The sequence below is a fragment of the Shimia isoporae genome (assembly GCF_004346865.1).
Taxonomy (GTDB): Bacteria; Pseudomonadota; Alphaproteobacteria; order Rhodobacterales; family Rhodobacteraceae; genus Shimia; species Shimia isoporae.
Genome location: NZ_SMGR01000001.1, coordinates 1,298,441 through 1,312,766 on the forward strand (window position 1 = coordinate 1,298,441; position 14,326 = coordinate 1,312,766).

The 14,326-nt window shown below is 57.4% G+C and carries 15 protein-coding genes; 13 read left to right on the forward strand and 2 right to left on the reverse strand.

What is annotated here, in order from left to right:
• Nucleotides 1-49 precede the first annotated feature (49 nt).
• Complete coding sequence (locus tag BXY66_RS06360) at nucleotides 50-1,021, reverse strand: helix-turn-helix domain-containing protein (protein WP_165929113.1); 972 nt, start codon at nucleotides 1,019-1,021, stop codon at nucleotides 50-52.
• 123 nt (nucleotides 1,022-1,144) lie between these two features.
• Nucleotides 1,145-2,023 (reverse strand): tRNA (adenosine(37)-N6)-dimethylallyltransferase MiaA, encoded by an 879-nt coding sequence (gene miaA, locus BXY66_RS06365; protein ID WP_132859311.1) that lies wholly within the window; start codon nucleotides 2,021-2,023, stop codon nucleotides 1,145-1,147.
• Nucleotides 2,024-2,151: 128 nt separating this feature from the next.
• On the opposite strand from miaA, the gene pyrH reads away from it, so the two are divergent.
• The 13 genes from pyrH (at nucleotide 2,152) to lpxB (ending at nucleotide 14,324) form a co-directional block, all read left to right on the forward strand.
• A complete protein-coding gene (gene pyrH, locus BXY66_RS06370) occupies nucleotides 2,152-2,886 on the forward strand; it encodes a UMP kinase (protein WP_132859312.1) in 735 nt (244 codons plus the stop codon).
• Nucleotides 2,887-3,066: 180 nt separating this feature from the next.
• Nucleotides 3,067-3,633 carry a ribosome recycling factor gene (frr, locus tag BXY66_RS06375; RefSeq protein WP_132859313.1) on the forward strand — a complete coding sequence of 189 codons (567 nt, stop codon included), beginning with the start codon at nucleotides 3,067-3,069 and terminating at the stop codon, nucleotides 3,631-3,633.
• Nucleotides 3,634-3,636: 3 nt separating this feature from the next.
• Complete coding sequence (locus BXY66_RS06380; RefSeq protein WP_132859314.1) at nucleotides 3,637-4,362, forward strand: isoprenyl transferase; 726 nt, start codon at nucleotides 3,637-3,639, stop codon at nucleotides 4,360-4,362.
• Nucleotides 4,359-5,129 (forward strand): phosphatidate cytidylyltransferase, encoded by a 771-nt coding sequence (locus tag BXY66_RS06385; RefSeq protein WP_243694309.1) that lies wholly within the window; start codon nucleotides 4,359-4,361, stop codon nucleotides 5,127-5,129. The genes BXY66_RS06380 and BXY66_RS06385 overlap by 4 nt, the downstream gene beginning before the upstream one ends.
• Nucleotides 5,126-6,298, forward strand: coding sequence for a 1-deoxy-D-xylulose-5-phosphate reductoisomerase (dxr, locus tag BXY66_RS06390; protein ID WP_132859315.1), 1,173 nt, complete (start codon nucleotides 5,126-5,128; stop codon nucleotides 6,296-6,298). Before BXY66_RS06385 ends, dxr begins: the two co-directional genes overlap by 4 nt.
• A gap of 10 nt (nucleotides 6,299-6,308) precedes the next feature.
• Nucleotides 6,309-7,661 (forward strand): RIP metalloprotease RseP, encoded by a 1,353-nt coding sequence (rseP, locus tag BXY66_RS06395; protein ID WP_132859316.1) that lies wholly within the window; start codon nucleotides 6,309-6,311, stop codon nucleotides 7,659-7,661.
• An 81-nt stretch (nucleotides 7,662-7,742) separates the two neighbouring features.
• The gene (locus BXY66_RS20415; protein ID WP_165929114.1) at nucleotides 7,743-7,880 is read left to right on the forward strand and encodes a hypothetical protein; all 138 of its coding nucleotides are present in this window, start codon (nucleotides 7,743-7,745) and stop codon (nucleotides 7,878-7,880) included.
• A 187-nt stretch (nucleotides 7,881-8,067) separates the two neighbouring features.
• On the forward strand, nucleotides 8,068-10,422 hold the full coding sequence (bamA, locus tag BXY66_RS06400; RefSeq protein ID WP_132859317.1) for an outer membrane protein assembly factor BamA: 2,355 nt from the start codon (nucleotides 8,068-8,070) through the stop codon (nucleotides 10,420-10,422).
• A gap of 6 nt (nucleotides 10,423-10,428) precedes the next feature.
• Nucleotides 10,429-10,983 (forward strand): OmpH/Skp family outer membrane protein, encoded by a 555-nt coding sequence (locus BXY66_RS06405; protein WP_132859318.1) that lies wholly within the window; start codon nucleotides 10,429-10,431, stop codon nucleotides 10,981-10,983.
• A gap of 115 nt (nucleotides 10,984-11,098) precedes the next feature.
• The gene (fabZ, locus tag BXY66_RS06410; RefSeq protein ID WP_132859319.1) at nucleotides 11,099-11,563 is read left to right on the forward strand and encodes a 3-hydroxyacyl-ACP dehydratase FabZ; all 465 of its coding nucleotides are present in this window, start codon (nucleotides 11,099-11,101) and stop codon (nucleotides 11,561-11,563) included.
• Nucleotides 11,564-11,568: 5 nt separating this feature from the next.
• Nucleotides 11,569-12,366, forward strand: coding sequence for an acyl-ACP--UDP-N-acetylglucosamine O-acyltransferase (lpxA, locus tag BXY66_RS06415; RefSeq protein WP_132859320.1), 798 nt, complete (start codon nucleotides 11,569-11,571; stop codon nucleotides 12,364-12,366).
• A 3-nt stretch (nucleotides 12,367-12,369) separates the two neighbouring features.
• Nucleotides 12,370-13,170 carry an LpxI family protein gene (locus BXY66_RS06420; RefSeq protein WP_132859321.1) on the forward strand — a complete coding sequence of 267 codons (801 nt, stop codon included), beginning with the start codon at nucleotides 12,370-12,372 and terminating at the stop codon, nucleotides 13,168-13,170.
• Nucleotides 13,170-14,324, forward strand: a complete 1,155-nt coding sequence (gene lpxB, locus BXY66_RS06425) for a lipid-A-disaccharide synthase (protein ID WP_132859322.1) — start codon at nucleotides 13,170-13,172, stop codon at nucleotides 14,322-14,324. The genes BXY66_RS06420 and lpxB overlap by 1 nt, the downstream gene beginning before the upstream one ends.
• Nucleotides 14,325-14,326: the final 2 nt, after the last annotated feature.

A 14,326-nucleotide genomic window follows, 5' to 3' on the forward strand; every position in this document is an offset into this window, starting at 1 on the left:
ACGACATCGTGATGTCGAGTATGTGCTCTAAAGGCAGGTGACGTTCGGGTCAGGTGCTGCGTTTCGCGGGGCGCGCCTGTTTGCGAATCTGGCTTGGTGGCGCGCCGAAATGCTGCTGGCAGAAGCGGGTAAAATAGGCTGCGGAGCCGAAACCGAGATCTTGCGCGATGATGCGCATGGGGCGGTCGGTGGCGATGAGCAGCAATCTTGCGCGGTGTTGGATCAGTTGGGACAGCATATCTGCTGCGGTCATGCCGGCTGATTGCTTGCAAACGCGCGAGAGGTGTGTCGGCGTCACGTCGAGCTTGTCTGCAAACCACGCCATCGAGTGGCCTTCGGTAAAGTGGCGGGACAAGAGGTCACCGTAGGCACGTGCAAGTTTCTGTGCCGCTTTTGCCGCCGGAGGATCGCCGGCTGCGAGCAAATCCCGTCGCAGTGTCACGGACAGAAGCTGAGTGTGGGCGTTGAGCGCTTCTTCGATAAAAGGGCGGTCCTCGTGCAGTTCACGGCGCAGGGCTTCCAGGATCGCGATAAACTCGAGCTGTTCTGTGCCGTCTTGCAGGCGCAGGTGCTGTGCTCGGTCGGGAAACGAAAAACGGTCATCTGCGGGAATGAGCGCGATCTGACCCTGAACCTGAAGGCCAAGTTCGATGGAGACCAGTTTGCCCGCAGGTGCAAAGATCGCGTTGTGGGTGCCAAATCCGCGGCGCACACCGTTCAGCAGCACCCGACCTTGACCGCGTGTGGTCCAGATCAGCAGGTGATGGGTGCGTACGTGCAACAATTCGAGCATCCAGGGTGCACCCGCGGTGTGCTGGGCAATGGTGTGAACCAATGGGCGCGGCAGGGATTGGTGCGGGGCAGGATGGAGCTCAAGGAAGCCAGCCGGCATCGCCTGAAGGCGGGGCGTCGAGGTGGCCATGGTGGATGCGCGTGGTGCGACGGGCTTAGGCGAAGGCTTTGGCATCGCAACAGGTTTCGGGGTCGGCAGAGACATGCTGCGCGCACCAGATTTCGTCATGAATGACGGTATTTTGATATTTTTTCCGGCCATTGCGAGCGACAATCTCTACAATTGTCGGAAAATTGCAAGCGTTTCGAAGAATGATCGCGATGCCGAGGCTGCGTGAAACTGTGTTTCCTGTCAGGTCTCGGGCCGGTATTTGACCCAATCCGACATCTTTGACCGGAACCACGTGCGCTGGCGTTTCGCGAATTGGCGCGTTGCGATCGTGGCGGCCTCACGTGCCTGATCCAGAGACATTTTTCCCTGAAGATGTGCGATGAGTTCCGGTGCGCCAATGGCTTTCATTGAGAGCAGTGCAGGGTCATAGCGGTCCAGATTCGCCCGCGCTTCATCCAGCGCACCAAGTTGCAGCATCAAATCGAAACGGCGGGCGATGCGATCGTTGAGCCAGTCTTTGTCGACGTCAAAGACGATGGGCATCGTGTTCGCGAGAGGGAGGAGAGGCGGGGGGGTGTTGTCCTGCCAGTCTGCCAGCGGGCGACCTGTTGCGTTCAGAACCTCCCAAGCGCGTTGAACGCGCATCGGATTTTGCGTGTCGATGCGGGACGCCGTTTCCGTGTCCAGTTCCGCAAGGAGTGCCTCGTAGCCTTCCCTGGCAACGCGAGCGTTGGCTGAGTCGCGCAGATCAGGTGGCGTTGGGGGAATATCGGCAAGACCCTGCGTCAACGCGGTAAAATAAAGCCCGGTGCCACCAGTGATGATGGGGCGTTGACCGGACTCGAGCAAAGGAGAAACTTCGCGAAGCCAGTGCCCGACAGAGTAGTCTGCATCAAATGGTTGGTGTCCATATAGAACGTGTGGTGCGCGGGCCTCGTCCTCAGCCGGTGGGCGTGCGGTCAGAACGTCCCAGTTATCATACACCTGTATGGCATCGGCATTCACGACAACCCCGCCTTGGGTTTCGGCGATTTCAAGGGCCAGCGCGCTTTTGCCGGAGGCAGTCGGGCCAGCGATCAGCACGGGTTGATCGGGCGCAATGGAGGGCAGGGTCGTCATTAAGTGTCCGGTGGCGGTTGAGCAAAGATGAAGATTCTGGATGACTAGGGCCACTCTCGCATTGAACCTGCCCGCGTTTTCCGACATTTTGCGTGCAATCCTAAATCGACGCTGCAAGGACATGCAACATGAGTGACGCTGCCGCCCCGAGTGACACGACCTTTAAACGTGTAATGATCAAGATTTCGGGGGAGGCGCTGATGGGGGATCAGGGCTTTGGCTTGCATCCGCCCACAATCGAGCGAGTCGCCAAAGAGATCAAATCGGTCCACGATCTCGGTGTTGAAATTTGTATGGTGATTGGTGGTGGCAACGTGTTCCGAGGCTTGAGCGGCGCTGCGCAGGGTATGGAGCGCACGACTGCTGACTATATGGGCATGCTGGCGACAGTGATGAACGCTCTGGCAATGCAAAGCGCTCTTGAGGCGCAAGGCGTGTTTACCCGTGTTATCAGCGCCATCCGGATGGATGAGGTGGCAGAGCCTTATATCCGTCGGCGGGCGGTACGGCACCTTGAGAAAAAGCGTGTTTGTATCTTTGCCGCAGGTACCGGTAACCCGTATTTCACAACTGATACAGCAGCGACGCTGCGGGCCAACGAAATGGCCTGTGAGGCTATCTTTATGGGCAAGAACGGGGTCGACGGCATCTATGACAAGGACCCGAAAGAGCACGGTGACGCCGTGCGCTATGACGAAGTCAGCTACGACGAGGTTCTGGCGAAGCGCTTGAAAGTAATGGATGCGAGCGCAATCGCGTTGGCCCGTGACAACAACCTGCCCCTGATTGTGTTCAACATGGATGAGCCAGGTGGTTTCCGCGGTATTCTTGCGGGTGAGGGCACCTATACGAAGGTGAGCTGATCCGGCAAATGGGCCACCGGTCATGGTGGCCTTTCGTGCCAATCCAGAGATAGACAGACATGGCCACAGGGCGGGAAGGACCACAGGGGGACTTCACCGTTGCGGCGTGGTGCTATACAAAACTTGGCAAGTCGCCTATGAGCTTGCGTGACGAGACAGTGAACGATCGAAAGAGCAGCAATGTCCGAAGAAGATTTCGAAATTGACACCGATGACCTGAGCCGCCGCATGGAAGGCGCAATGGGTGCCCTGAAAACCGAATTTGCCTCACTGCGCACGGGGCGGGCGTCGGCAAATATGCTGGAGCCGGTGATGGTGGATGCCTATGGTTCCAAGACCCCAATAAACCAGGTGGGGACCGTGAACGTGCCGGAGCCGCGTATGGTGACGGTGAACGTCTGGGACAAGTCTCTGGTCGGTGCGGTCGAAAAAGCGATCATGAATTCCGGACTGGGGATCAACCCACAAACGAACGGTACGATCGTGATGCTCCCGATTCCCGAGCTGAACGAAGAGCGCCGCACCGAGCTTGCGCGGGTTGCAGCCCAATATGCGGAACACGCCCGTGTTGCGGTTCGCAATGTGCGCCGCGACGGGATGGACCAGATCAAGAAGGCCAAGGCGGCAGGAATGTCCGAGGACGACCAGAAGCTTTGGGAGACCGAGGTTCAGGAGTTGACCGATAGCTTTATCAAGCAGGTCGATACTGCACTTGAGACCAAGCAATCCGAGATTATGCAGGTCTGAGTGATGTCAAAAGACGACGCCCCCGCAGCTGGTCCACGTCATGTGGCCATTATCATGGACGGCAACGGTCGCTGGGCGCAGGCGCGCGGGCGGCCTCGTCTGTTTGGACACCATGCGGGTGCGAAGCGGGTCAAGGAAATCGTTAGAGCCTGTCCTGATTTGGGTGTCAAGTATCTGACAATATTTGGTTTTTCGACAGAAAACTGGAAGCGGACCCAGTCCGAAGTTGCTGGTCTCATGAGCCTGTTCCGCCAATACATCCGCAAAGAAGCACGGGCCTTGCAGGCCGAGGGTGTGCGAGTGCGTTTTATTGGTGACCGGCCGCGTCTGGATGAAAAGCTGCGCGAATTGATGGATGAACTCGAGGCGCTGACACAGGACAACGACGGCGTACATCTTACGATCGCGTTGAACTACGGTGGCCGGGATGAGGTGGCGCGGGCTACACAACGGTTGGCGCAGGACGTGGCCGATGGCAGGCTCAAGCCCGAGGACGTCGGCGAGGAGACGCTGCCAAAGTATCTGGACACCCATGTTTTGCCGGATCCGGATCTTGTCATCCGCACCAGCGGCGAAGCGCGTATTTCCAACTTCCTGCTGTGGCAATCGGCTTATGCGGAGTACGAGTTTATCGACACGCTCTGGCCGGATTTCACGCGTGAAGTTTTCCGCGATCTGGTCCGGTCTTATTCGACGCGTGACCGCCGGTTCGGGGCGGTACCTGCGTGAGTTCCGACGGCGGAAGATGGGGCGATTTGCCAGCCCGGATGGGGTCGGCGGCGGTGATGCTGATCGTCGGCGCTGGGGCTATATGGCTGGGTGGTTTCTGGTTTCATGTGCTCGTTGCGGTTATTGGCGGTGGCATGCTCTGGGAGTTGACGCGCATCATGGGTGGCCCATCCAAAGTGGCTATTCCGATGGGTGTTCTGGCGGCGGTGGCACTTGTTGCAGTGCCTTATCTGCCTTGGGAGGTGAAGCTTCCAGCCTTGATTGCCGTGGCCCTCGCCGGCACAGGGCAAATCAAGAAAGATCGTTTAATTTATGCGGCTTACGCGGCAGGTTTAATCCTTGCTTGCTATGGCTTGATCGTGGTGCGCGACGTGCGCGGCATCTATTGGGTCGTTTGGCTGGTACTGGTGGTGGTCGCAACGGATGTCGCGGGCTATTTTGCGGGCCGCCTGATTGGCGGACCGAAGTTCTGGCCCAAAGTCAGCCCGAAAAAAACCTGGGCCGGAACGTCGGCGGGGTGGATAGCGGCAGCAATCGTCGGGATCGTTTTTGGTGGAACGCCGTTAATCGTCTTGAGCGTGCTGACCAGTTTTGCGAGCCAGATGGGCGACGTGGCCGAGAGCGCAATAAAGCGGCGTGCGGGTATCAAGGACAGTTCCAACCTGATCCCGGGGCATGGCGGGTTGCTGGATCGCTTTGACGCGATGATGGCAGCGGCGCTGTTTGTGCTGCTATTGGGCGCTGTTCTGGGCCTACCTGCGGTATGAGACGAGTTTCCATCTTTGGCGCAACCGGGTCGATCGGTCAGAACACCATCGATCTGATCGCGCGGGACTTGGACGCCTATGACGTTGTTGCGCTGTCAGGCGGACAGAATATCAATCAGCTCGCAGAAGATGCCATTCGCCTGCGCGCGGATGTTGCGGTTACAGCTGATGAAGCACGCCTGGACGAGTTGCGGACCGCTTTGGCCGGATCAGATGTCGAAGCTGCAGCGGGGAGCAATGCGATTGCCGAAGCTGCGGCGCGTCCCGCTGATTGGGTGATGAGTGCCATCGTGGGTGCTGCGGGATTGCGGCCCGGATTGGTTGCGCTTGAGCAGGGGGCGACACTCGCGCTTGCCAACAAGGAATCCCTCGTAACGGCAGGCGCCTTGATGATGGGCACCGCTGCAAAGTCTGCTGGACAAATCCTGCCTGTCGACAGTGAGCATTCGGCGGTTTTCCAGGGGTTGGTCGGGGAAGACATGCGCTCGGTGGAGCGCATTATCATCACCGCAAGTGGCGGGGCATTCCGTGACTGGTCGTTGGAAGATATGGCCGCAGCCACGCCCGAGCAAGCCAGCAGCCATCCCAATTGGAACATGGGGCAAAGGATCACGATCGACAGTGCGTCTATGTTTAACAAGGCGCTTGAGGTCATTGAAACAAAAGAGTTCTTCCAGTGTTCGCATCAGATGATCGAGGTGCTTGTGCATCCGGAATCGATGGTGCATGCGCTGGTTGGGTTCAACGACGGAGCGCTGATGGCTCATGTCGGCCCGCCGGATATGCGCCATGCTATTGGCTACGCTCTGCATTATCCTGAGCGGAAAAATCTGCCGGTTGAACGGCTCGATCTGGCGAAAATCGGAGCTTTGCATTTCCGTGATCCGGATCCGGTGCGGTATCCGGCGTTGCGGCTGGCGCATGAAGTGTTGGAGACCGGCGGTCACGCCGGAGCAGTGTTCAACGCTGCAAAGGAAGTGGCACTGGACGGTTTCATCGATCATCGCATTGGTTTTTTGCAGATGGCAGAGGTGGTCGAAGAGGTGCTGAGCCGTCTTTCCGGATCACATTGCCTTAAGAATGCCGAAATGACCCTTGATACGGTCACGGAAACTGACCATCTCGCCCGAAAGACGGCACAAGCGGTCATTGAAGAACTGAACAGGTAGGACGTACGTTTTGGATCTAAGCGCAATCATCTCCGGCTTTGGTGGTGGAGCTGTCACCCTTCTTGCCTTTATCGCGGCGTTGTCGATTGTCGTGGCGATCCACGAATACGGTCACTACATCGTCGGGCGCTGGAGTGGGATTGGCGCTGATGTGTTTTCCATCGGCTTCGGACCGGTCATTTGGTCGCGCAAGGACAAACGCGGAATGCAGTGGCAAATTGCGGCAATCCCGTTGGGCGGCTATGTGAAGTTCAAGGGCGATGCCAACGCTGCTTCCGGCAAGGATGCGGATGCGATGGAAGGCCTGAACGAGGCCGAACTGCGGGCAACCATGCACGGTGCACCCCTTTGGGCGCGGGCCTCGACGGTTGCGGCAGGTCCGGTTTTCAATTTTATCCTGTCGATTTTCATGTTTGCCGCTGTGATCATGATTAACGGGCAAGTGGGGGACAAGCTTGTGATCGGCAAGCTGTTTGAAATGCCACACAAATCCTACACGCTCGAAGAAGGCGATGTTGTTCTGTCAGTCAACGGAATTGACGTGCCCAGCTCGGAGGACGGTGAGGCCTTTGTCAGCTTCTGGGAGGACATGGCTGTCGTGGATCCATTGCTCTATGAGGTGGAGCGGGACGGCAAGGTGATGGAAGTCACCGGGCCTTATTTCAATACACCGGTCGTTCATACGATCGTGCCCCGTTCGGCGGCACGGGCTGCAGGGCTTGAAGTGGGCGACGTGATCACCGCCGTCGACGGTCAAAGGGTAGAGGCGTTCACGCATCTGCAAAAGGCCGTCGAAGGCAGCGAGGGCAAAACACTTTTGCTGGACGTGATCCGCAACGGCGAAACCATGCAATTCGAGATGACACCGAAACGGTCGGACGAACCGCAGGAAGAAGGCGGGTTCAAGACGTTCTGGCGTATTGGCGTCACCGGAGGTCTGGCATTTGAAATGTCCGCCACAGAGTCTGTGCCTGTGGGACAGGCGTTCGAGCTGGGTGTCGGCCAGACCTGGCGGGTGGCGTCGGGCTCTGTTTCCGGGCTTTATCATATGATCACAGGCGCAATCAGTTCCTGTAACCTTTCCGGACCTGTCGGGATCGCGGAAACCGCAGGCGAGATGGCGTCGCGCGGGATCGTGGATTTCCTTTGGTTTGTTGCTGTTATCTCGACGGCGATCGGCATGTTGAACCTGTTTCCGATCCCGATGCTGGATGGCGGACATCTGGTATTCTACGCGTACGAAGCTGTGACGGGGCGTCCGCCCAGCGACGGTTGGCTAAACGTGTTGATGCAAGTCGGATTGATGATTGTTCTCGGGCTGATGACCTTTGGACTGTTGAACGATCTGATTTTGTGCCGCTGATCGCCAAAAAGGCGAGTGCGCCCTAATTTTGCCCAAATCGATAGATAGCGTCGATTTCAGACAAAAGTTTGGAATGGCAAGATGCACACAATCGAAGACGGATATCGCGCGCTTGGTTTGCTGATCGACATCAACTGGGAACGGTTGCTGTTTCCTGCAGCCATTTTGGCAGGCCTGACGCTGGGTAGCTTTATCGGCACCACCTTCGGACCTTTCTGAGCCGGTTTCGGTCCGCGCCGAACTCGTTCTCAGCACAACATCCTGTAGCCTCGTTTTTCAGCGCCACCAGTGCCTGTGGATAACTCCCGCTGCCGGTGGGTAAGCTTTTGAGCCGTTTGGTCTTTTGACAAGAGCATTCATACCCGTTACTCACAGTCCCACAGGGAAGTTCTGGAAGGGTTTGGGAATGACCAAACAAACGCAGGCATTGGCTTTGGCCAAGAGCAGTGAGCACGGGCAATTCCGGCAATTTGCGGTTGCTATTTTTCTTTTGATTTCAGCGCTTTTGATCGTTCTGCCAACGATCGCATCGGCGCAGAATTACTCATTCAGCAGTGTAAAGGTCGAGGGCAACCAGAGGGTCGAATCTTCTGCCATCGTCAACTATGCGGGAATCGAGCGCGGCCAAAGCATCACAGCGGGCCAACTGAACGGAGCCTACCAACGGGTTCTGGCGAGTGGTCTTTTCGAGACTGTGGAAATGGTGCCCAGCGGAGGCACATTGATCATCAAGGTCGTCGAGTATCCGACGATCAACCGGATCAATTTCGAAGGCAATGCGCGTCTCAAGGACGAAGCGCTGGAAGCGGTGATCGAAAGCCAGTCACGCCGGGTTCTGAACCCGACTGTTGCCGAACGCGATGCTGCGCGCATCACGCAAGCATACTCTGAACAGGGACGACTTGCAGCACGGGTTGAGCCGCGGATCATTCGGCGCAGTGACAACCGTGCCGACCTGGTGTTTGAGATCTTCGAAGGTGGCGTTACCGAAATCGAGCGTCTTGGCTTTGTGGGCAACCAGAATTTCACAGATCGCCGTCTGCGTCAGGTTCTGGAAACCAAGCAGGCCGGTTTGCTTCGGGCGCTGTTCAGGTCGGACACTTTTGTCGCGGACCGGATCGAGTTCGACAAGCAGGTGCTGCGCGACTTCTATCTGTCACGCGGGTACGTCGACTTCCGGATTACTGGTGTTAACGCCGAGTTGAGCCGCGAACGTGACAGCTACTTCTTGACCTTCAATGTCGAGGAAGGCCAGCAGTTCAAGTTCGGCGACATTACGGCCGTCAGTGAAATCGACGGTGTGGATGCATTGCCATATCTTGAGGTTCTGCGGCTGAAGCCTGGCGTTGTGTATTCACCGTCGCTGATTGAAAACTCCATTTCCAGAATGGAGAAGCGGGCGCTTAGGGAGGGTCACGATTTCCTGCGCGTTGACCCTAGGATCACGCGTAACGATCGTGATCTGACATTGAATGTCGAGTTCGCACTGGTCAAAGGCCCGCGTATCTTTGTTGAACGCATTGATGTTGAGGGCAATACGACCACGTTGGACAAGGTTATCCGGAACCAGTTCCGTATTGTGGAAGGCGACCCCTTCAACCCGCGTGAAATTCGCGAAAGCGCAGAACGTATCCGCGCACTTGGTTTTTTTGGCAACGTGGACGTGAACGCACGCGAAGGCACGTCGCCTGATCAGGTGATTGTTGACGTTGACGTTGTGGAGCAACCGACAGGCTCACTGTCCTTCGGTGGTACATATTCGACAAACGACGGTTTCGGTCTGGTCGTGCGTTTCAACGAACGCAACTTCCTCGGCCGCGGCCAGCAGTTCGGTTTGTCTTTCTCGACCTCATCCGACTTGGTGGACTACGGCCTGAACTTCCGCGAGCCGAATTTCCTCGGGCGTAATGTGTCCGCGGGTGTGAACCTGTCGTTTGTCGAAAACGACAACAGTGAAACGCGCTTTACCAACACCGTTGGTGAGTTCAAACCGTCTGTGTTCTTCCCGGTTAGCGAATACGCGCGCACGCAGTTCCGTTACACGCTTCAAAACACCTCGATGGAGATCAATACCGGTGAAACACAACCCGGTTCTATCATCGATAAAGAGGCGGCGCGCGGAGATCTGTGGAACAGTTCGGTTGGTTATTCCTACATTTACGACACACGTCGTAAGGGCCTTGATCCCAACCGCGGCGTGTTGCTGGAGTTTGCACAGGACTTTGGCGGTATCGGCGGTGATTACACCTTTATCAAGACTACTGGTAAGGCGATTGCCGAGACCAAAATCTGGTATGAAGAAGTCACGCTGCGCGCCGTGTTGGAAGGTGGTGCTCTTGTTTCACCCGACAATGACAGCCGGATCGGAGATCGTTTCCAGCTGAACTCCCGTGTAATGCGCGGCTTTGACCCCTACGGTATCGGTCCTCGTGAAATTGGCGCGGGATACGATGACGGCCTCGGAGGTAACTTCTACGCCGTGGCCCGTTTCGAAGCTGAGTTCCCGCTTGGTATTCCGGAAGAAATCGGTATCTCCGGCGGTCTTTTCTACGATGTAGGCTCGCTTTGGGGGCTGGATGACGGTGTCAGTGGCACGGGCAGCGTATTATACGAAGACTTCTCTCTGCGTCATGTGGTCGGTTTCTCGATTTTCTGGGACACACCGATTGGACCGCTGCGGTTCAACTTCACCAAGGCTCTCAAGAAAGAAGACTTTGACCGCGAGCAGAACTTCGACTTCACCGTTAGCGCGACTTTCTAAAGTCTGATGGGGCGTCTTCTCAAAGCGCTGACGCTGGTTCTGGCAGGGATTGCCGGCACCGCGTCGGCGCAGGATGTTCAGGGAACTTTGGCCCCCGTTCTGGTGGTCGAAAGTGAGAGGATGTTTTCCGAGTCACTGTTTGGTCAACGCGTGGCTGTAGAGCTTGCACGTCTTCAGGCGGAGCTTGTTGCCCAGAATGCCGAGATGGAGACATCCCTGACAGAGGAAGAACGCGAGCTAACCGAGAAGCGAAAGACTATGGCAGCGGAGGAATTCTCGGCGCTTGCGCGGGAATTTGATGAGCGCGTCAGCCGGATCAGACGCGAACAGGATGCGAAGTTCTCCGAGATCAACGAGTTGAGCGAACGGGAACAGGCAGTGTTCATTCAGGCCGCGCGGCCAATTCTTTTTGCGCTGATGCAGGAAACCGGGGCTGGTGTTATTCTAGAGCGCCGCACCGTTCTTTTGTCCAACGACAGCGTCGACATCACGGACGAGGCGATCCGGCGACTGAATGAAACGCTTGGGGAAGGCCGCGCCATTCCGGCGCCACAGGACTAGAATTCGCAGAAAAGTCGCCCCTGCGTTCCTTTGTCGGAGAAGGCTGGTGGTGCTTGCCCCGGCCTAGCGGGGTTGCTAGGAAACACTACACTTCAAGGATTTGCAGGAGCCGATCATGTCTGACGATCTCAAAAGCGCCGATATCGGTCTGATCCAACGGATCATTCCCCACCGTTACCCGTTTTTGCTGGTGGACAAGGTTGTCGACATCGACGGCTATAAATCCGCGCGCGGCATCAAGAATGTCACGATGAACGAACCTCACTTTCAGGGACACTTCCCGTCGAAGCCGATCATGCCGGGCGTGACCATTGTCGAAGCAATGGCGCAGACATCCGCTGTGATGGTCGGCGTGGCAATGGACATGGTAGACAAAGATCTGCTCGTTTATTTCATGGGCATCGACAAGTGCAAATTCCGCCGCATGGTCGTGCCTGGAGACGTGCTTGAGATGCAGCTGACGACGACGCGTGGCAAGCCGGGCGGCAAAGTGTGGAAATTCACGGGTCTGGCGACTGTTGAAGGCGACGTGGCCTGTGAGGTCGATTTCACCGCGATGATGGACATGCCGAAGGAGTAAGCTCTATGGCGATTTCCGCGAACGCGCAGGTGCATGCCAGCGCCGTGATTGAGGACGGAGCGCAGATCGCTGACGGCTGCATCGTAGGGCCGTTTTGCGTGATCGGGCCGAATGTGATTCTGCAGCAAGATGTGGAGCTCAAAAGCCACGTCGTGATCACCGGCAACACTGAAATCGGTGCCGAAACCATTGTGTTTTCCTTCTCGGTTATTGGTGAAATTCCTCAGGATTTGAAATTCGGGGGTGAGGAAAGCCAATTGATCATCGGAAAGCGCAATCGCATTCGCGAACACGTCACGATGAACTCCGGCACCGAAGGTGGCGGCGGCGTGACGCGCGTGGGCGACGACGGGCTATTCATGGCCGGCTGCCACATCGCCCACGACGCCCAGATCGGGGATCGCGTGATTGTTGTGAATTCTGCGGCCGTAGCCGGTCACTGTGTGATTGAGGATGACGTGATCATTGGTGGTCTGTGCGGAATTCACCAATGGGTGCGTATTGGTAAAGGCGCGATCATTGGCGCTGTTTCCATGGTGACCAACGACGTGATCCCGTATGGCCTAGTACAGGCTCCGCGTGGCGAATTGGATGGCCTCAATCTGGTTGGGTTGAAGCGTCGAGGTGTCCCGCGGTCGGATATCACCGCATTGCGGGCAGCCTTTCAGATGCTGGCGCAGGGTGAGGGCGCGTTTCAGGAACGTGCGCGCCGTCTGGGCGAGGAAACTGACAGCGACTATGTGCGCGACATCGTCAACTTTGTTTTGGGCGAAACCGATCGCTCTTTTCTGACGCCGAGGTAACTCATGGGCAAGTTGGCCATTCTGAGCGGTGGCGGATCGCTGCCGGTGATGATTGCGCAGGCGCACCCGGAGGCTGTGCGGGTTGTTTTCGAGGGCGTTGCGCATGACATGCCGGAGCCGGTCGATTTGCACAACATCGCGAAGATCGGCGGTATTTGGCAGGCGTTGAAGGATGCAGGCGTGACGCGCGTCGTGTTCGCCGGTGGTCTCGGACGTCCGGACCTGAATCCTGCAGACATGGACGCGGGCATGATGTCGATTGCGCCGCGTTTGCTTGCGGCAATGCAAAAGGGCGACGACGCCTTGCTGCGCCTGATCATCGCGGTTTTTGAAGAGCAGGGGTTCGAAGTCGTTGGTGCGCACGAACTTTTGCCGGAAATTTGTGCCTCCGAAGGCTTAATCGGAGGGCCTGAACCGGACGCCGCTGCGCTTGCCGATGCCGAAAGAGCCAAAGAGGTGCTGGCAGCACTGGCACCGGTGGACGTCGGGCAGGGCGCGGTTGTCGCTGCGGGTTTGTGTCTCGGGATCGAGACGCTGCAAGGGACGGACGCGCTTTTGCGATTTGTTGGAGAGACCCCCGAAAAATTGCGCCGTGGCAAAGGTGTATTCGTGAAGGCGCCCAAGCTAGGGCAAGACCTGCGCGTTGACATGCCTGCAATTGGCCCCGACACAGTGCGCAGAGCGGCGGAAGCCGGAGTGGCGGGTATCGTTGTTGCCGCTGGCAATGTTGTGGTCATTGATCCCCCCGGCATCCGGCAGGCGATTGAAGAGACCGGACTTTTCCTGCTGGGTCAGGTGATCTGATGAAAGTGTTTCTGGTCGCAGGCGAATTGTCGGGCGACCGGCTTGGCGGGGCCTTGATGGCGGGGTTGCGCAGTCTTGAACCGGAAGTGGTCTTTGCCGGTGTTGGCGGTCCTTTGATGGCAGAGCAGGGGCTCGAAAGCCTTTTTCCGATGGACGAGTTGAGCGTGATGGGGATCGCGGAGGTGTTGCCCAAATATCGGCATCTTCTCAAGCGAATGCATCAAACAGCACAGGCGGTGCTTGAAATGCAGCCTGATGTGCTGATCACGATCGATAGTCCGGACTTCGGGTTGCGTGTGGCCAAAGAGGTCAAAAAAGCCAGTGACATCCGTACGGTTCACTATGTGGCGCCTTCTGTGTGGGCCTGGCGGCCCAAACGCGCGGACAAGATGGCAAAGGTTATCGATCAGGTTCTTGCACTGCTGCCGTTCGAACCCCCGTATATGGAACGCGCTGGTGTGCGGTGTGATTTTGTAGGACATCCGGTTGTGGATGAGCCGGTTGCCAGCGCTGCCGAGGTTGAGGCTTTTCGCGCCAGACACGGTCTTGGTGATGCGCCTCTGATGGTCGCATTGCCCGGCTCGCGGGCGTCGGAGGTAAACCGTTTGGCAGCGACATTTGGAGATGTTGCAGCGCGGGTCAAGCTGGAGGTGCCAGACTTGCGCGTTGTCGTTCCTGCCGCGGCTCCGGTGGCCGGGTTGGTGTCCGAAATCACGGCCGAATGGCCGACGCCGCCTCTGGTTCTTGATCCGCGTGGAATGACGCCAGGCGAGGCTCTTGACGAGAAGCGCGCGGCTTTTGCTGCCGGCGATGTTGCTTTGGCTGCATCTGGAACGGTATCACTTGAGCTTGCGGCGAGTTCAACGCCGACGGTGATTGCCTACGACATGAGCTGGCTAAGCTGGCAGATCATGAGCCGCGCGGCTTTGATTGATACGGTAACACTGGTCAACCTTGTCACGGACACGCGGTTGATTCCGGAATTTCTTGGTCCTGCGTTCAAACCTGAAGATATAGCTCCGGCCGTCGTCAACGTTTTGCGGGCTCCAGAGGCGCAAAAGGACGTCATGGCCTTGACTATGGAGCGCCTTGGCAAAGGGCAGGAAGCGCCGGGCCTGAGGGCGGCGAAAGCGGTTTTGGACGGATTGGGCTAGCC